Source organism: Pseudomonas sp. W2-17 (assembly GCF_041060445.1).
Taxonomy (GTDB): Bacteria; Pseudomonadota; Gammaproteobacteria; order Pseudomonadales; family Pseudomonadaceae; genus Aquipseudomonas.
In genome coordinates this window covers 52,076-69,649 of the sequence record NZ_JAUFNS010000019.1, presented here as the reverse complement: position 1 = coordinate 69,649, position 17,574 = coordinate 52,076, and the positions used below count along the sequence as shown (strand labels likewise).

The 17,574-nt window shown below is 62.2% G+C and carries 10 protein-coding genes; 6 read left to right on the top strand and 4 right to left on the bottom strand.

The window, feature by feature from the left end:
- Window position 1 precedes the first annotated feature (1 nt).
- The 3 genes from xdhC to xdhA all read right to left on the bottom strand — a co-directional run bounded on the left by xdhC (window position 2) and on the right by xdhA (window position 4,841).
- Entirely contained in the window at window positions 2-841 is an 840-nt protein-coding gene (gene xdhC, locus QWI20_RS21365; RefSeq protein WP_369307114.1) for a xanthine dehydrogenase accessory protein XdhC, read from the bottom strand.
- Window positions 842-937: 96 nt separating this feature from the next.
- Window positions 938-3,379 carry a xanthine dehydrogenase molybdopterin binding subunit gene (gene xdhB / locus QWI20_RS21360; RefSeq protein ID WP_369307113.1) on the bottom strand — a complete coding sequence of 814 codons (2,442 nt, stop codon included), beginning with the start codon at window positions 3,377-3,379 and terminating at the stop codon, window positions 938-940.
- Window positions 3,372-4,841 carry a xanthine dehydrogenase small subunit gene (gene xdhA, locus QWI20_RS21355; protein ID WP_369307112.1) on the bottom strand — a complete coding sequence of 490 codons (1,470 nt, stop codon included), beginning with the start codon at window positions 4,839-4,841 and terminating at the stop codon, window positions 3,372-3,374. The genes xdhB and xdhA overlap by 8 nt, the downstream gene beginning before the upstream one ends.
- Before the next feature lie 318 nt (window positions 4,842-5,159).
- Between xdhA and QWI20_RS21350 the strand changes: the two genes are divergently transcribed.
- From QWI20_RS21350 to QWI20_RS21325, 6 genes are all read left to right on the top strand, one after another.
- Entirely contained in the window at window positions 5,160-5,819 is a 660-nt protein-coding gene (locus tag QWI20_RS21350; protein WP_192174194.1) for a GntR family transcriptional regulator, read from the top strand.
- A 3-nt stretch (window positions 5,820-5,822) separates the two neighbouring features.
- Window positions 5,823-9,311: a chromosome segregation protein SMC gene (smc, locus tag QWI20_RS21345; RefSeq protein ID WP_369307111.1), complete on the top strand. Its 3,489-nt coding sequence runs from the start codon at window positions 5,823-5,825 to the stop codon at window positions 9,309-9,311.
- A 275-nt stretch (window positions 9,312-9,586) separates the two neighbouring features.
- A complete protein-coding gene (gene zipA / locus QWI20_RS21340; protein WP_369307110.1) occupies window positions 9,587-10,435 on the top strand; it encodes a cell division protein ZipA in 849 nt (282 codons plus the stop codon).
- 74 nt (window positions 10,436-10,509) lie between these two features.
- A complete protein-coding gene (gene ligA, locus QWI20_RS21335; protein WP_369307109.1) occupies window positions 10,510-12,858 on the top strand; it encodes an NAD-dependent DNA ligase LigA in 2,349 nt (782 codons plus the stop codon).
- 953 nt (window positions 12,859-13,811) lie between these two features.
- Complete coding sequence (locus tag QWI20_RS21330) at window positions 13,812-14,978, top strand: putative zinc-binding metallopeptidase (RefSeq protein ID WP_369307108.1); 1,167 nt, start codon at window positions 13,812-13,814, stop codon at window positions 14,976-14,978.
- Window positions 14,979-15,150: 172 nt separating this feature from the next.
- Window positions 15,151-16,956, top strand: coding sequence for a putative bifunctional diguanylate cyclase/phosphodiesterase (locus QWI20_RS21325; RefSeq protein WP_369307107.1), 1,806 nt, complete (start codon window positions 15,151-15,153; stop codon window positions 16,954-16,956).
- A 3-nt stretch (window positions 16,957-16,959) separates the two neighbouring features.
- On the opposite strand, the gene QWI20_RS21320 is transcribed toward QWI20_RS21325, so the two are convergent.
- Window positions 16,960-17,454, bottom strand: a complete 495-nt coding sequence (locus QWI20_RS21320) for a GNAT family N-acetyltransferase (protein ID WP_369307106.1) — start codon at window positions 17,452-17,454, stop codon at window positions 16,960-16,962.
- Window positions 17,455-17,574 lie beyond the last annotated feature (120 nt).

The window sequence follows — 17,574 nt, the reverse complement described above, 5'->3', positions numbered from 1 at the left end:
TTCATTGGGCCTGGCTGCGGCGGGACACCGGCAGCAGCTTGGCGACAGGTTCGGCGGTGGTGCTCTGCTCGCCGAAATGAGCGTTGTAGGTGGCGATCACTTCGCCGGCGATGGACACGGCGATTTCCATGGGCAGTTTGCCTTTGACCTCGGTCAGGCCCATCGGGCAACGCATGCGCTGCAGCACTGCGGGCTCAAAGCCACGATCACGCAGGCGATGCTCGAATTTCACGCGCTTGGTTTTCGAGCCGATCAGGCCGAAATAGCTGAAGTCGCCACGCTTGAGAATGGCGGCGGCGAGTTCCAGGTCCAGCTGATGATTGTGGGTCATGACGATGCAATAGCTGCCAGCGGGCAGGTTATCGACTTCTTCGATGACGTCCTCGCTGAGGATCTGCGTCACGCCTTCCGGCATCTGTGCGGGAAATTCCGCCTCGCGGGAGTCGATCCAGCGCACGCGGCAGGGCAGGCTGGCGAGCAACGGCACCAGCGCCCGACCGACGTGGCCGGCCCCGAACACCGCAATGTGCGCCTGGGGCTGGCCCATGGGTTCGAACAGCAACACGTTCACGCCGCCGCAGCACTGACCCAGGCTGGCGCCGAGGCTGAAGCGCTCCAGACGGGTTTGCTGGCTGCCGCTGGCGAGCATCTCCCGGGCGATTTCCATCGCCTTGTATTCCAGATGCCCGCCGCCGATGGTGTCGAAGATCTTCCCGGCGCTGACGACCATTTTCGAGCCGGCATTGCGCGGCGTCGAGCCACGCTCCTCGATGATGGTCACCAGCACGCAGGCCTCGCCCTGCTGCTGCAAGTCGGCGAGGGCGCTGATCCAGTTATTCATGTGATTTCTCCTGATCGGCGGGTTGGCAGATCGATCGTACCCACGCTCTGTGGGAGCGAGCTTGCTCGCGAAAGCGTCAGCACAGGCCGCCACTGTTTAATCAACCCGGAGCGTCTCGGGCTGCATTCCCACGCGGAGCCCCGGAGCAGGTTCTGAAACGATCTCGGCAGCCAACTCCGCATCGCGCTGCAACGCCCGCATCTGCTCACACCCCCACAACACCCGCTCCGGGGTCGCCGGCGCGTCGATCTTCGGCTGGTGCCGGTAATCACCCAGGCTCGCCACCGCGTCCTTGATCGCGCACCACGCGGCAATGCCCAGCATGAACGGCGGTTCACCCACGGCTTTGGAGTGAAACACTGTGTCTTCGGGGTTCTTGCGGTTCTCCACCAGCTTCACCCGCAGGTCCGCCGGCATGTCGGCCACGGCCGGAATCTTGTAGCCGGCCGGGCCGTTGGTCATCAGCTTGCCTTTGTCGTTCCAGACCAGTTCTTCGGTCGTCAGCCAGCCCATCCCTTGAATGTAGCCGCCCTCGACCTGACCGATGTCGATGGCCGGGTTCAGCGAGGCGCCGACGTCATGAAGGATGTCCGTGCGCAGCATTTTGTATTCGCCGGTCAGGGTGTCAACCAGCACTTCGGTACAGGCCGCGCCGAAGGCAAAGTAATAGAACGGCCGGCCCCGCGCCTGGCTGCGGTCGTAGAAAATCTTCGGCGTCTTGTAATAGCCGGTGCTCGACAGCGACACCTGGCCCATCCATGCCTGCTGCGCCAAGGTGTCGAAGCTGATGACCTGCTCGCCGACGCGCACGTGGCCGTTGCGAAACTCGACCCGCGATTCATCGCACTGGTAATGCTTGGCTGCGAATTCCACCAGCCGTTGCTTGAGGATTTCCGCAGCATTCTGCGCGGCCTTGCCGTTCAGGTCGGCGCCGCTTGAGGCTGCGGTTGGCGACGTGTTCGGCACCTTGTCGGTGTTGGTCGCGGTGATCTGCACGCGGTCGATGTCGACCTGAAACACCTCGGCCACCACCTGCGCCACCTTGACGTTCAGGCCCTGGCCCATCTCGGTGCCGCCGTGATTGAGATGGATGCTGCCGTCGGTGTAGATGTGGATCAGCGCGCCGGCCTGATTGAGAAAGCTGGCGGTGAAGGAAATGCCGAATTTCACCGGGGTCAGCGCCAGGCCTTTCTTCAGAATCGGGCTGTTGGCGTTGTAGGCCTTGATCGCTTTACGCCGCTCGGCGTAGTCACTGCTTTCTTCCAGCTCGGCGGTCATTTCTTCGAGCATGTTGTGCTCGACCGTCTGGTAGTAGTGCGTGACGTTGCGCTCGGTCTTGCCGTAATAGTTGGCCTTGCGCACCGCCAGCGGGTCTTTGCCCAAGTGCCGAGCGATGGCGTCCATCACTTCCTCGATGGCGACCATCCCCTGGGGGCCGCCGAAACCCCGGTAGGCCGTGTTCGACGCGGTGTTGGTCTTGCAGCGATGGCCATTGATCGTGGCGTCGCCCAGGTAGTACGAATTGTCGGCGTGAAACATCGCCCGGTCGACGATGGACGCCGACAGGTCCGGCGAATAACCACAGTTGCCTGCCAGCTCCAGCTGAATGCCGTGCAGGCGCCCGTCGTTGTCAAAGCCCACGTCGTACTCGACGTAAAACGGGTGCCGCTTGCCGGTCATGATCATGTCTTCCATCCGCGGCAGGCGCATCTTGGTCGGCTGGCCGGTCAGGCGTGCAATCACGGCACACAGGCACGCGGGGCTCGCGGCCTGGGTTTCCTTGCCGCCAAACCCGCCGCCCATGCGGCGCATGTCGACGACGATCTTGTTCATCGACACGTCCAGCACTTCGGCGACGAGCTTCTGCACCTCGGTCGGGTTCTGCGTCGAGCAATAGACGATCATGCCGCCGTCTTCCGTGGGCATCACCGACGAAATCTGCGTCTCCAGGTAGAAGTGTTCCTGACCGCCGATGTGCAGCGTGCCCTGAATCCGGTGGGGAGCGGACGCCAGCGCCGTGGCCGAATCACCGCGCTGGTGGGTATGGCTGTCGAGCACGAAATGTTTGTTGCAATAGGCCTGAACCACGTCGAGCACGGGTTCCAGGTCTTCGTATTCGATGATCGCGGCCATCGCTGCCTTGCGTGCGGTTTCCAGATCCCGGGCGGCCACGGCAATCACCGGCTGACCGACGAACTCGACGGTGTCGATGGCCAGCAACGGATCGCCGGGCAGCAGCGGGCCGATGTCCTTGAGGCCGGGAATGTCTTCGTGGGTGATGGCGATGCGCACGCCCTCGAAGGCGTAGCAGGGCGACACGTCGACGCGGACGATGCGCGCGTGGGCACGGTCGGACAGCCGCGCATACACGTGCAGCTGGTTGGGGAATTCGAGGCGGTCGTCGATGTAGATTGCTTCGCCGGAAACGTGCTTGTCGGCGCTGTCGTGCTTGACGCTGCGGCCGACGCCGGTGGTCAGGTCCTGTTGAAACAGGGCGACCATTTCTTCCTGGGACCTGGCTGAATGATGATTAGACATAAGCTGTCACCCGCGTTTGGATGTGAGGCGTTTGCACTTCAATGAAGTATTTGCGCAGCAGATTCTGCGCGCTGAGCAGGCGGTATTCCTTGCTCGCACGGAAGTCCGTCAGCGGCGTGAAATCATCGGCCAGTGCGGCGCAGGCGCGCTCGATGGTGGCAGACGTCCACGGCTGGCCGATCAGCGCCTGCTCGCAATGGGCCGCACGTTTGGGGATCGCCGCCATGCCGCCGAACGCCGCGCGGGCGTCAACAATGGCGCCGTTTTCGATGTGCACGCGGAACGCTGCGCAGACCGCCGAGATGTCGTCGTCCAGCCGTTTGGACACTTTGTACGCGCGAAACGTCTGCCGGGGGTTGGCGCGAGGCACGATGATGCGCTCGATGAACTCGCTTTCCTGACGCACCGTCACGCGGTAATCGATGAAGTAATCCTCCAGCGCCAGGGTGCGGGTCTGCTCGCCCTTGCGCAGCACGATCTTCGCGCCCAGCGCGATCAGCAGAGGCGGGGAGTCGCCAATCGGAGAGGCGTTGCCGATGTTGCCGCCGAGGGTGCCCTGATTGCGGATCTGCAGCGATGCAAAACGGTGCAGCAATTCACCGAAATCCGGGTACTCGCGGCTCAAGGCTTCGTAGCAATCGGTGAGGGCCGTTGCCGCGCCGATCTCGATGCGGTCTTCGAAGTGCTCGATCTTCTTCATCGCCGCAACGTTGCCGACGTAGATCATCACCGGCAGCGGGCGATGGAATTGCGTCACTTCGAGGGCCAGATCGGTGCCGCCGGCCAGCAGCCTGGCTTGCGGGTAGGCGTCGTAGAGATCCGCCAGATCGGCGACGGTCAGCGGCACCAGGCAACGCTTGTCGCCGCTGTTCAACTCGCCGGTTTGCGTCGGTGCGATGGCCTTCAGGCGGGCGATGGTCTGAGCCTTCAAGGCATCGAACTGGTCCGCTGGCGGTTGACTGCAGCTTTGCTCGGCCGCCGCGAGAATCGGGCGATAGCCGGTGCAGCGGCACAGATTGCCGGCCAGGGCTTCGTGGGCCTGGGCGTGCCTGGTGTCGGAGGAGGCGGACTCGGCGCTGTTCTTTTGCAGGGCGAACAGCGACATCACAAAACCTGGCGTGCAGAAACCGCACTGGGAACCGTGGCAGTCCACCATCGCCTGCTGAACGCTGTGCAAGCGGCCCTGATGCTTGAGGTCTTCGACGCTGATCAATTGCTTGCCGTGCAGCGAGGCCACGAAGGTCAGGCACGAATTGAGGCTGCGATAACTCAGCTGCTCCCGGCCCGCCGCGTCGGTGGTCAGCTCGCCCACGACCACGGTACACGCGCCGCAATCGCCGCTGGCGCAGCCTTCTTTGGTGCCGGACTTATGCAGGTGCTCGCGCAGGTAGTTGAGCACCGTCACATTGGGGTCCAGAGCCTGTTCGGTTTTCAGCTCTTGGTTCAGGAGAAACTGGATCACGGGTCGCGCCTCGTTCTTGTCGTTAATAAGCACTGGTCACAGCTGCCGGCGGATGGGTCATCGAACATGTCGATGAATCTATCAGCTCTGACTATCGGGTCAATTAATTTCTGACTCAAAGGTCAAGAAATTCATTATTTCGAGAAATGGCCGATAACCCACCTGACGATGACGTTTAAAGACTGAGTGCCTGTGATCAGAACATGTCCGTGTTTCTGCTTAATTCGTGCCAGTTTCCACAGTATGGCCCTGCGCCACAGACCTGCAGTGCGATACACTCCGCCGCTTGTTTGCGACCAAAGAAGTTGAAGGTAAGAAATGACGTTCAAGGCACCTGACAGCCTCGCCGAGCAGATCGCTCACCACCTTGCCGAGCGCATCATCCGCGGCGAGCTCAAGCCAGGGGAGCGGATTCAGGAGCAGAAGGTCACGGCCGCGCTCAACGTGAGCCGTGGCTCGGTGCGCGAGGCGCTGCTGATTCTCGAGCGCCGCCATCTGATCGTGATCCTGCCCCGTCGCGGCGCGCAGGTCTCGGTCCTGACCCCGCACAACATCACCAGCCTCTGCGCCCTGATGAGTGAGATGTACATCCTCCTCGGTCTGGCCGTGGCGCGAAGCTGGAAGGAGCCCGTCGACCTCGCAGCGTTCCAGCAGATTCAGCAGCGGCTCATCGCCAGTTGCGAGCGCCAGGACGTGAAAGGCTTCGTCGAAGAGAGCTTCAATGTCATGCGCGCGGCCTATCCGTTCGCCAACAACCCGTACCTGGAAGAGACCGTCGAGAACCTGCAGCCGTCCATGAGCCGTTTCTATTTCCTCGCCCTGGATCAACGCCAGGCGGAAATGAGCGAATACCTGACCCTCTTCGGCCAGTTGCTCGAAGCGGTGGTGGCGCGGGATCTGGCGCGGATCCGCGACGTACTGACCTGCTACGCCGAGCGCAGCTGCCAATCGGTGCTCTCCGCCCTGGCGGCCAGCTGATTCATGCGCCTCAAATGCATCAGGCTGGCCGGGTTCAAATCGTTCGTCGACCCGACGACGGTGAACTTCCCCAGCAACATGGCGGCCGTGGTCGGCCCCAATGGATGCGGCAAATCCAACATCATCGACGCGGTGCGCTGGGTCATGGGCGAAAGCTCGGCCAAGAACCTGCGCGGCGAGTCGATGACCGACGTCATCTTCAACGGCTCCACCAGCCGCAAACCGGTGAGCCAGGCGAGCATCGAGCTGGTTTTCGATAACTCCGACGGCACTCTGGTCGGCGAATACGCCAGCTACGCAGAAATTTCCATTCGCCGCAAAGTCACCCGCGACAGCCAGAACAGCTATTACCTCAACGGCACCAAATGCCGTCGCCGCGACATCACCGACATCTTCCTCGGCACCGGCCTGGGCCCGCGCAGCTACTCGATCATCGAGCAGGGCATGATCTCCAAGCTGATCGAAGCCAAGCCCGAGGACCTGCGCAATTTCATCGAAGAAGCCGCCGGCATCTCCAAGTACAAGGAGCGCCGCCGCGACACCGAAAACCGCATTCGCCGCACCCACGAAAACCTGGCGCGCCTCACCGATTTGCGCGACGAACTGGGTCGGCAGCTGGAGCGCTTGCAGCGTCAGGCCCAGGCGGCCGAGAAGTATCAGGAATACAAGGCCGAAGAGCGTCAGCTCAAGGCGCAGCTGTCGGCGTTGCGCTGGCAGGCGCTGAACGAGCAGGTTGCCCAGCGCGAGTCGGTGATCGGCAATCAGGAGGTCGGCTTCGAGTCGTTGGTCGCCGATCAGCGCAGCGCCGACGCCGCCATTGAGCGTCTGCGCGACGGTCATCACGACCTGTCCGAGCGATTCAACCTGGTGCAGGGGCGTTTCTATTCCGTGGGCGGCGACATCGCCCGGGTCGAGCAAAGCATTCAGCACGGTCAGCAACGCTTGCGGCAGTTGCAGGACGACCTGCGCGAAGCCGAGCGTGCGCGCCTGGAAACCGAATCCCACCTGGGCCACGACCGCACGCTGCTGGCGACCCTCGGCGGAGAGCTGGAAATGCTCGAGCCGGAGCAGGAGATCACCCTCGCGGCCGCCGAAGAATCCGCCGCCGCCCTGGAAGACGCCGAAACCGCCATGCACGGCTGGCAGGAACAGTGGGACGCCTTCAACCTCACGTCCGCCGAACCCCGGCGGCAGGCGGAAGTGCAGCAGTCGCGCATTCAGCAGCTGGAAACCAGCCTGGAGCGTCTGGCCGAGCGTCAGCGGCGTCTGGGCGAAGAGCGCCAATTGCTCGCGGCTGACCCCGAAGACGCCGCAATTCTCGAGCTGAGCGAAGACCTCGCTGCGCGGGACATGGCCTTTGAAGAGCTGACCGCCGAGGAAGAACAGCTGATCGAGCGCCTGGAGCAACTGCGCGTCGATCTGCAACAGGCCAGCCAATCGCAACAACAGGCCCAAGGCGATCTGCAACGGTTGAACGGCCGTCTTGCGTCGCTGGAAGCCCTGCAACAGGCGGCACTCGACCCGGGCACGGGCACCGCCGAGTGGCTGCGCGACCATCAAATGATCGAACGACCGCGTCTGGCCGAAGGGCTGCAGGTCGAGGCCGGCTGGGAAATGGCCGTGGAAACCGTGCTGGGCGCCGACCTGAATGCGGTGCTGGTGGACGACTTCGCCGGGCTCGATCTCGCAGGCTTCAGTCAGGGCGACCTGCGTCTGGTGAGTCCCGGCGCTGACATCACGCGCATCCCCGGCAGCCTGCTGGACAAGGTCGATACGCAGGTCGATCTGACCCACTGGCTGGGCCAGGTCAAACCCGTTGAAACCCTCGACGATGCGCTGGCGCTGCGCGGGCAACTGGGCGCCGGTGAGACCCTGATCAGCCGCGACGGCTATTGGGTCGGTCGGGATTTTCTGCGTGTGCGCCGTGCCAGCGAGGCCGAAAGCGGCGTGCTGGCGCGGGGTCAGGAATTGCAGCGTCTGGAAGCCGAGCGTGAAGAACGCGAAGCAACGTTGGCCGCGCTGGATGAGCAGCTGTCGACCCGGCGCGAACAGCAACGCACCCAGGAAGACAACCGCGAGCAATTGCGCCGTCGCTTGCAGGACGAAGCCCGTCAGCAGAGCGAGCTCAAGGCGCAGTTGTCAGCTGCCAAAGCCAAGGTCGAGCAGTTGACCCTGCGCCGCACGCGGCTCGACGAAGAATTGACCGAACTGGCCGAACAGCGGGCCATGGAGCAGGAAACACTCGGCGAATCCCGCCTGCAATTGCAGGACGCCCTCGACAGCATGGCGCTGGACACCGAACAGCGCGAGTTGCTGCTGGCCCAGCGCGACAGCCTGCGCGAGCGCCTGGACCGGGTGCGCCAGGAAGCCCGTCAGCATAAGGATCACGCCAACCAGTTGGCCGTGCGCCTGGGTTCGCTGCGCGCGCAGCATGATTCCACGCGCCAGGCCCTGGAGCGGCTGGAAATGCAGTCCGAGCGCCTGACCGAGAAGCGCGAGCAACTGAGCCTGAATCTGGAAGAGGGCGCCGCGCCGCTGGAAGAACTGCGCATGAAGCTCGAAGAGCTGCTGGAAAAACGCATGGTCGTCGACGAAGAGATGCGCACCGCCAAGAATGCCCTGGAGGACGCCGACCGCGAACTGCGCGAAGCCGAGAAACGTCGCAACCAGGCCGAGCAGCAATCGGCGCTGTTGCGTGGGCAACTGGAGCAGCAGCGCCTGGAATGGCAGACCCTGACCGTAAGACGCAAGGCGCTTCAGGAGCAATTGCACGAAGACGGCTACGACCTGGATGGCGTGCTGGCGACCCTGACCGCCGAAGCCAACGAGAAACACGCCGAAGACGAACTGGAACGCATCGCCGCGCGGATCCAGCGTCTGGGCGCCATCAACCTCGCGGCGATCGACGAGTATCAGCAGCAGTCCGAACGCAAACGCTATCTGGACGCCCAAGACGCCGATTTGGTCGAAGCGCTGGACACGCTGGAGAGCGTGATCCGCAAGATCGACAAGGAAACCCGGAACCGCTTCAAAGAGACCTTTGATCAGATAAACAGCGGAATTCAGGCACTTTTTCCAAAAGTTTTCGGTGGCGGCAGCGCTTATTTGGAACTGACGGGCGAAGATTTACTCGATACAGGGGTGACGATCATGGCGCGTCCTCCCGGCAAGAAAAACAGCACGATCCATTTGCTGTCCGGGGGTGAGAAAGCCCTGACCGCGCTGGCGCTGGTTTTTGCCATCTTCAAACTCAACCCGGCGCCGTTCTGCATGCTCGACGAAGTCGATGCGCCGCTGGACGACGCCAACGTGGGGCGCTACGCCCGGTTGGTCAAAGAGATGTCGCAGACCGTGCAGTTCATCTACATCACCCACAACAAGATCGCCATGGAAATGGCTGACCAGTTGATGGGCGTCACCATGCACGAACCAGGTTGTTCGAGGCTGGTGGCGGTGGACGTAGAGGAGGCGATGGCGCTGGTGGAGTCATAGCGGGATGCGCAGTTGATCGCGTGGCGATCATGCAGATTTGCAGGGAAAAGTGGCGCACGGACGTCCAGTACAGGAACCACCGCCGCAGGGTGACAGATGCTTGTGACCTGCCAGATGTAACAGACGGTGTAAAGTTGCCTTTGGTCGTGCTAGCTTAATGTCCACTTTTCCATTTCGCGTGGGTAAAAGGCCATTCAGAACATAGAGTTGGCTCCACGTTTTAAAGGGGTTTGACGCCCTTAATTTTCAGAATTTTATTAGAGGCACGGGACTACATGGAAATCGGTCTGCGAGAGTGGCTGATCGTCATCGGCATTATTGTCATTGCCGGTATTCTGTTTGACGGCTGGCGCCGTATGCGCGGCGGCAAGGGCAAATTGAAATTCAGACTGGACCGCAGCTTATCCAACCTGCCGGACGACGACGAACCGACGTCCGCCGAAGTGCTGGGCCCTGCGCGCGTTCTGGACACCCATAAAGAACCGAAACTCGACGAGCACGACCTGCCGACGATGAGTGCAGCGCCCCGCGAGCGCGCTGAACGTGAACCGCGACGCGGCAAGCGCAAGGACGAGCCGCACCAGGGCGACCTGAACCTGAGCGCCGGCCCTGACCTGTTCAGTGCCCGCGACGATGATTTCCCGGACGACAAGCCGAACCAGCGCATCACCGAGGAAAAGGACCTGCCGCCCGTTGAAGAAGTGCTGGTGATCAGCGTGATCTCCCGTGACGAAAGCGGCTTCAAGGGCCCGGCGCTGTTGCAGAACATTCTGGAAAGCGGTCTGCGCTTCGGCGAAATGGACATTTTTCACCGTCACGAAAGCATGGCCGGCAACGGCGAAGTGCTGTTCTCGATGGCCAATGCGGTCAAGCCGGGCGTGTTCGATCTGGACGATATCGACCACTTCAGCACCCGCGCCGTCAGCTTCTTCCTGGGTCTGCCAGGGCCGCGTCATCCGAAGCAGGCGTTTGATGTCATGGTCGCCGCCGCTCGCAAACTGGCCCATGAGCTGAACGGTGAATTGAAAGACGACCAGCGCAGCGTCATGACCGCGCAGACCATCGAGCATTACCGTCAGCGCATCGTCGAGTTCGAACGTCGCGCCCTGACCCAGCGTCGTTGATTGGCACTCCCACAGATTCAAGCATCACCAATTGAGCAGCTTCGGCTGCTCTTTTGCATTTCGAGAACACACCTATGAAAGCCGCCGAAACCCGCATCCTTGAACTGCGCGCTGAGCTTGATCAGCACAACTACCGCTATCACGTCCTTGACGAGCCGAGCATCCCGGACGTCGAATACGACCGGCTGTTCCACGAACTCAAGGCGCTGGAGGCGGAGAACCCGCATCTGGTGACCCCGGACTCGCCGACCCAGCGGGTGGGCAGAGCGGCCCTGTCGGCGTTCACCCAGGTGCGCCACGAAATCCCCATGCTCAGCCTGGGCAACGCCTTCGAAGAAACCGACATGCTCGAGTTCGATCGTCGGGTCAACGAAGGGCTGGACCTGCCCGCTGCGTCGAAGAAGGTGGAATACAGCTGCGAGCCCAAGCTAGACGGCCTGGCGGTGAGCCTGCTGTACCAGAACGGCGCGCTGGTTCGCGGCGCCACCCGCGGCGACGGCACCACTGGCGAAGACATCAGCGTCAACGTGCGCACCGTGCGCAATATCCCGCTGAAGCTGCACGGCAAGGGCTGGCCGGACACCCTCGAAGTGCGCGGCGAGGTCTTCATGTCCAAGGCCGGCTTCGAGCGTCTGAACGCCAGCCAGCTGGAAGTCGGTGGCAAGACTTTCGCCAATCCGCGCAACGCGGCCGCCGGCAGCCTGCGTCAACTGGATTCGAAAATCACCGCCAACCGCCCGCTGGAATTCTGCTGTTATGGCATCGGCCAGGTGTCCCATGACATCGCCGACACCCACACCGGCAATCTGCAGCAGCTGAAAGAGTGGGGCATGCCGATCAGCCGCGAGATGAAAATCGCCCACGGCATCGAAGAGTGTCTGGCGTACTACCACGACATCGGCGAGAAACGTCTGTCGTTGCCGTACGAAATCGACGGCGTGGTGTTCAAGGTGAACAGCATTGCCGCCCAGCGCGAGCTGGGTTTCCGCGCCCGCGAACCGCGCTGGGCGATCGCCCACAAATTCCCGGCCATGGAAGAGCTCACTGAACTGCTGGACGTGGAATTCCAGGTCGGCCGCACCGGTGCCGTTACGCCGGTGGCCCGTTTGAAACCGGTAAAAGTCGCCGGTGTGACCGTCGCCAACGCGACGCTGCACAACATGGACGAAGTGGCGCGTCTGGGCCTGATGATCGGCGACACGGTGATCATCCGCCGCGCCGGTGACGTGATTCCCCAGGTGGTGCAAGTGGTGCAGGAGCGCCGCCCGAAGGACGCGCGCGCCGTCGAGATCCCACAGACCTGCCCGGTGTGCGGCTCACAGGTCGAGCGCACCCAGCTGATCAAGCGCAGCAAGGGCAAGGAAACCATCAGCGAAGGCGCGGTGTATCGCTGCGTCGGCCGTCTGGCCTGCGGCGCGCAGCTCAAGCAGGCGATCATCCATTACGTCTCGCGCCGGGCGATGGACATCGAGGGGCTGGGCGACAAGACCATCGAGCAACTGGTGGACGAGAAGCTCATCGGCTCGCCCGCCGATCTGTACAAGCTGACGTACGAGCAGATCATCGATCTGGAGGGTTTCGCCGAGATCTCCAGCAAGAAGCTGCTCAAGGCCATCGACGACAGCAAGAAGCCGACGCTGGCGCGTTTTATCTATGCGCTGGGCATTCCGGACGTGGGCGAGGAGACGGCCAAGGTCTTGGCGCGGTCGCTGGGTTCGCTGGATCGAGTGATTGTGGCGCTGCCGGAAGTGCTGACGTATCTGCCGGACGTGGGTCTGGAAGTTGCCCATGAGATTCACAGTTTCTTCGAGGACGAGCACAACCAGAACGTGATCGGCGCGTTGCTCGGCGAATGCCAGATGCAGCTGCAGGACACGGGCGATCTGGGCGCGGAGTTCGCGGCGAGCGCGACCCTGGGCGGCATGCTGGATAAGTTGAATATTCCGTCGGTGGGGCCAGGTGCGGCGCAGAAGCTGGCGGACAAGTTCGGCACGCTTGAGGCGGTCGTCAAGGCGGACTGGCTGGATATGCGGCAGACGCTGCCGGAGAAGCAGGCGCAGGCGGTGAGGGCGTTTTTCGATGTCCCGGAGCAGGCGCAGCGGGCGTTGGCGATCGAGCAGCAGCTGAAGGATTTCGGCATGCACTGGCAGAGCGAGAAGAAGGTGGTGGAGGGTTTGCCGCTGGCCGGGCAGACGTGGGTGCTGACCGGTTCGCTGGAGTTGATGAGCCGGGATGTGGCGAAGGAGAAGCTGGAGGGGCTGGGGGCGAAGGTGTCCGGTTCGGTCTCGGCAAAGACCCACACGGTGGTGGCCGGGCCGGGGGCTGGCTCGAAGTTGACCAAGGCGAATGAGCTGGGGCTTACGGTTTTGGACGAAGCGGCGTTTGTGGCGTTTCTGAAAAAGCATGGCGTCGATTTAAGCTAGATCAACATCAAGATCAAGGTCCTTAAGATCAAGAGCGTCTGCCTGGGGGCAGACTGTTTCGCCTTCGGCGAGTTACTTGATAAAGCCCCAAGTAACCAAGGGCTTGTGCTCCTGGTTTGGCCCTTCCTTCGTCAGGGTTCCTTCACTCCGGTCCCGCTCCGTGGGCCCGCCGCCATCCGCCATCCATGGCGGGGGGCGGCTCTCGCGGCATCCATGCCGCTCGGCCCACTGCGCGAGACCTGCGTTCAGCCTGCACCCAAGTCGCGATTGGTGTCGTTGGACTTCCTGCGTAGGAAGATCAAGATCAAAAGCTTCCCGGCTAAAGCCGGTCCCACATTCGAGGCCTGCCGCGACTTTCGCGGAATGCACGCGCTGCCGTTAGTGGGACCGGCTTTAGCCGGGAAGAGGCCAGTTCAGACACCGACATTTTTGCTGATAGCACCGCCCTCCCTGTGTGAGCGAGCTTGCTCGCGAATGCTTTATCCAACACGCCAGATATCCGATGGATGTACCGGCCCCTTCGTGAGCAAGCTCACTCCCACAAGTCCTTAGCGTTTGACCCGCCCTCGATCTGCTTTTGATCTTCATGCACAAAAAGTCCAGTCACCGCCAATCGCGACTTTGGCGCAGGCCGAGCGGCATGGATGCCGCGAGAGCGCCGCTAGGACATGGATGTCCGTTCGGCGCGGGCCCACGGAGCGTCTTCGAAGTGAAGGAACCCGACGAAGTCGGGCCAAACCGAGAGCAAGCACCCTTGGTTACTTGGGGATGGTGCGACTTTCGACTTTTCCAAGTAACTCGCCGGAGGCGAAATGCCTGCCGTTAGGCGGGCCGACGGAGCTGGACCTGAGTGAAGTAGTCCCGCCGATAGGCGGGACCAAGAGTAAGAAAATCCCACGGAACCCCCGTCACCCTTGACGATCTAGTGCTTGCAGCCCCATCAGGATATCGCCATGTTCCAGTTCTTCGAGCAACTCAGCACACGGATCGCGGCGCCGTTCGCCGGTGAAAGCAAGCGCAACAGCAAGGTCTGGCAGTGCCATTGCGGGCAGTCGGTGTTTTTCCGCAACAGCCAGTGCCTGGCGTGTTCGGCGGCCCTGGGTTATCTGCCCGAGCAGAGCAAGATCGCCGCGCTGGAACCGGGCCCTGAAGCGCAGACCTGGCGTCTGAGCGACGAGCCCCAGGCCGGGCTCTACCGTCGTTGTGCCAATCTGGACACTGCGGCGGCCTGCAACTGGATATTTCCGGCGCTGAATGCCGGAGAATTCTGCATCGCCTGTAGCCTCAACAAGACCATCCCCGACCTGTCCGTGCCGGAAAACCCCGAGCGCTGGGGCAAGATCGAGACCGCCAAGCGTCGGCTGGTGGCGCAGTTGATCACCCTCGGCCTTCAGGTCATCCCGAAAAGCGTGGATGAAGAGCGCGGGCTGGCCTTCGAATTCCTCGGCGTCGACCTGGAAGGCAACCTGCCAACCACTGGCCACGCCAGTGGCTTGATCACCCTCAACGTGGAAGAAGCGGACGATGCCATTCGTGAGAAGGTTCGCGTGCAGATGCACGAACCCTACCGCACGCTGCTCGGGCATTTCCGTCATGAAGTGGGGCATTACTACTGGGATCGCCTGATCGCCGACACTTACTGGCAGGACGGATTCCGTAACCTGTTCGGCGATGACCGTGCCAGCTACGCCGAGGCCCTTGATCATCACTACCAGCACGGCGCACCGGCCGACTGGCAGCAGAGTTTCGTCAGCGCCTACGCGACCATGCACCCGTGGGAAGACTGGGCTGAAACCTGGGCCCATTACCTGCACATGATGGACGCCGTCGACACCGCGCTGAGCCTGGGCATGAGTGCCCGGGACATGGACCTCGACTACCAGCCGTTTCCCCTGGAAACCTTGTACGACCCTCAGCATCCGGGCGGGCCGGCGTTCCTGGCGTTCGTCAATGCGTGGATCGAACTGGCCGGCATGCTCAACGAGTTGTCCCGCGCCATGGGGCAGGCGGATTTCTATCCGTTCGTGTTGCCCCCGGCTGTCATCACCAAGCTGCATTTCATCCATCTGGTCATACAGGGCGCTGGCGGCAAGGCTGATGAAGTGCTGCAAGTGCAGTAAAACCCTCAGGTGGGTGACTGCAAAAAACAGTTGGTACGAAGCGGTGAAAGGGAATTCACCGCTTGTCTGCGATGCCTGCATGGGAGAAAAAGCGGTGCTATTTTCCCTATACATATCGTTTTGACACTACTGGCGAAGCGGTTGGCGAAGCGGTGTAAAAGGGATTTCAGTTATGGCCACCAGTGCTCCATTGCCCAAAAACGAACGTTCCCGGCTGTCGCGCATCACCCACATGGGGCTCATCGATGCGACGGCTGACGATGTGCTCGACCACATCATCTCGATGGTGACCCATTATTTCCAGGTCCCCATCGCCCTCGTCTCCATCGTCAGTGAGCACCGCCAGTGGTTTCGGGCACGGGCAGGCCTTGAAGAGCGCGAGACCCCCCGCGAGATCGCCTTCTGCGCCTACACCATCCTCAGCCATGAGGCGTTTCAAGTCCCCGACGCAATGCTCGACCCGCGCTTCAGCGACAATCCGCTGGTGATCGGTGAGCCGCACATTCGCTTCTATGCCGGCGTGCCCTTGGTGACGGCCGACGGTCTGGCCCTGGGCACGCTGTGCATCATCGACAGCACGCCTCGGCCGCAACTTGATCCGCGCGATCAAGCCATGCTGGAAATGTATGGCCAGTTGGTGATGAAGCGCCTTAATAACCTGCGCAGTGCCAGTTATGTGGATCAGCCTACCGGACTGTTCAACCGTCTGCGCCTGGAAGAAGACCTCGCCGCCCTGGCCGATCGCCGCAAATACGCGCTGGTCGCGCTGGACATGGTCGCGCCAGCGTTCCTCGACAGCATCGTCAAGGCGCTGGGCTACAGCTTCGCCCAAGAACTGGTGCGCTGCATGATCGAAAACTGCCGCAGCCAGTTGCCCGCCGACACCGCGCTGTACAAAGTCAGCCCCACGCGCATCGCCCTGATCACCCGTCATGCCCGCCCCGAGCAGGCCGAGAGGGTGTTTCGGCACTTGCTCGAGCATTTTCGCCAGCCGCTGATCTGCCGCAATATTCCCATTCAGATGGACGTCGGCATCGGTGTGCTGCCCTTGGGCCTGGACCGCTGCGATGAGCGCGACTGGATCCGGCTGGTGGTCAGCGCGGCGGACCAAGCCCGCGGCAAATCGACGGGCTGGCGTTGGTACGAGCCCCATCTGGACTTCGCCCAGCAACGAGCCTTTCTACTATTGGTCGCGCTGGCCGAGGCGGTGCGCAGCCCGGATCAACTGTCGCTGGTGTATCAGCCGAGGCTGGAAGTGGCGACCGGCCGCATTGTGACCGTCGAAGCGCTGCTGCGTTGGCAGCACCCGATGCTGGGCCCGATCAGCCCGATGGAATTCATTCCCCTGGCGGAAAAGACCGCGCTGATTCGCTCGCTCAGCTTGTGGGTGCTGAAAAAGGCTGTTGCTCAAGCGGCGATCTGGCAGGCCCAGGGCTATGCCTTCAAAGTGGCGATGAACGTATCGGCCATCGACCTCGCCAACTCATCGTTCAGCGACGCGCTGTTCGAGCACTTGTCAGTCAGCGGTCTCGACCCGAGCGGCTTCGAGCTTGAATTCACCGAAAGCGCCCTGTGCGACAACCCTGAAGTGACCCGCCTGCAGCTAGAGCGCCTGCGTGGATTGAACATTGACATCGCCATCGATGACTTCGGCACCGGTTACAGCAACTGGACCTACCTGCGGCAACTGCCGGCCACCACGGTCAAGCTCGACAAGTCGCTGGTGGAGAATATCGACAGCAATGACAAGGACCGCGGCCTGGTGGAAGCCATCGTCGATCTGGCGAAGCGCCTCGGCTATCGCGTCGTCGCGGAAGGCGCGGAAACCGAAGGCGTCTATGAAATTCTCTGCGAGCTGGGTTGCCACGAAGTGCAAGGCTTCCTCGTCGCGCGGCCCATGACCGTCACCGCCCTCGAGCAATGGATGAACGTCGAGCGCCGCCGCAAGGTTCGGCAGCTGCGATCACTGGCCCATTGAGCGTTACAGCGTGAGCAGCATCAGCCGCTCAAAGCTGGCGTTAGTTGGATCGCTTTCGGGCCATTCCTGCCAACCCAGCGCCAGGTACAGCTGACGCGCCGGGTGATTGCCGGCCTCCACGGCCAGCATCAACTGTTCCGTGTCTGGCCATAGTTCTTGCGTCAATTCTGGCAGCGCGCGCAGGCATTGCTTGCCCAGTCCTAACCCCTGAAACCCTTTATCAATCATCAGCGCGTGCAATGTCGTGGTGATGCGCGGGCGGTCACGTGCCCAGTCCGGCAGCAGCGACCTGCGCTTGAGTACGAAAAAGCCCCGGGGGATGTCGTCGATGAGCAGCACGAAGCCTTGCCGGTCGACGACGGGACGTGCAGTGAGCGTGTGCAGGCCGCCGTGGATGTCGCCGACGTGACGGATCTGCTCGGGGAGCAGGTCGATGTCCAGCAACTGGCGCTGTTGCGTGGGGGAGAGGGATTGGTATGGGGTGAGCGCGAAATACATCGGTGGTTCCTGTGTCTTGCGCCCCGGCGGGGCCGGGCAGGGGGCGAGCCCCTTGCTGGAGGGAGGTGAAAATGCAGGCGCCATTGTGCCGCATTCGGCCCCTCAAGCGTCTCATCGCGC

Excerpts from the sequence above, each read along its gene's own strand:
- xdhB (WP_369307113.1), bottom strand. The coding sequence starts at position 3,379 with ATGTCTAATCATCATTCAGCCAGGTCCCAGGAAGAAATGGTCGCCCTG.
- zipA (WP_369307110.1), top strand. The coding sequence starts at position 9,587 with ATGGAAATCGGTCTGCGAGAGTGGCTGATCGTCATCGGCATTATTGTC.
- QWI20_RS21330 (WP_369307108.1), top strand. The coding sequence starts at position 13,812 with ATGTTCCAGTTCTTCGAGCAACTCAGCACACGGATCGCGGCGCCGTTC.
- QWI20_RS21320 (WP_369307106.1), bottom strand. The coding sequence starts at position 17,454 with ATGTATTTCGCGCTCACCCCATACCAATCCCTCTCCCCCACGCAACAG.
- xdhC (WP_369307114.1), bottom strand. The coding sequence starts at position 841 with ATGAATAACTGGATCAGCGCCCTCGCCGACTTGCAGCAGCAGGGCGAG.
- QWI20_RS21325 (WP_369307107.1), top strand. The coding sequence starts at position 15,151 with ATGGCCACCAGTGCTCCATTGCCCAAAAACGAACGTTCCCGGCTGTCG.
- smc (WP_369307111.1), top strand. The coding sequence starts at position 5,823 with ATGCGCCTCAAATGCATCAGGCTGGCCGGGTTCAAATCGTTCGTCGAC.
- ligA (WP_369307109.1), top strand. The coding sequence starts at position 10,510 with ATGAAAGCCGCCGAAACCCGCATCCTTGAACTGCGCGCTGAGCTTGAT.
- QWI20_RS21350 (WP_192174194.1), top strand. The coding sequence starts at position 5,160 with ATGACGTTCAAGGCACCTGACAGCCTCGCCGAGCAGATCGCTCACCAC.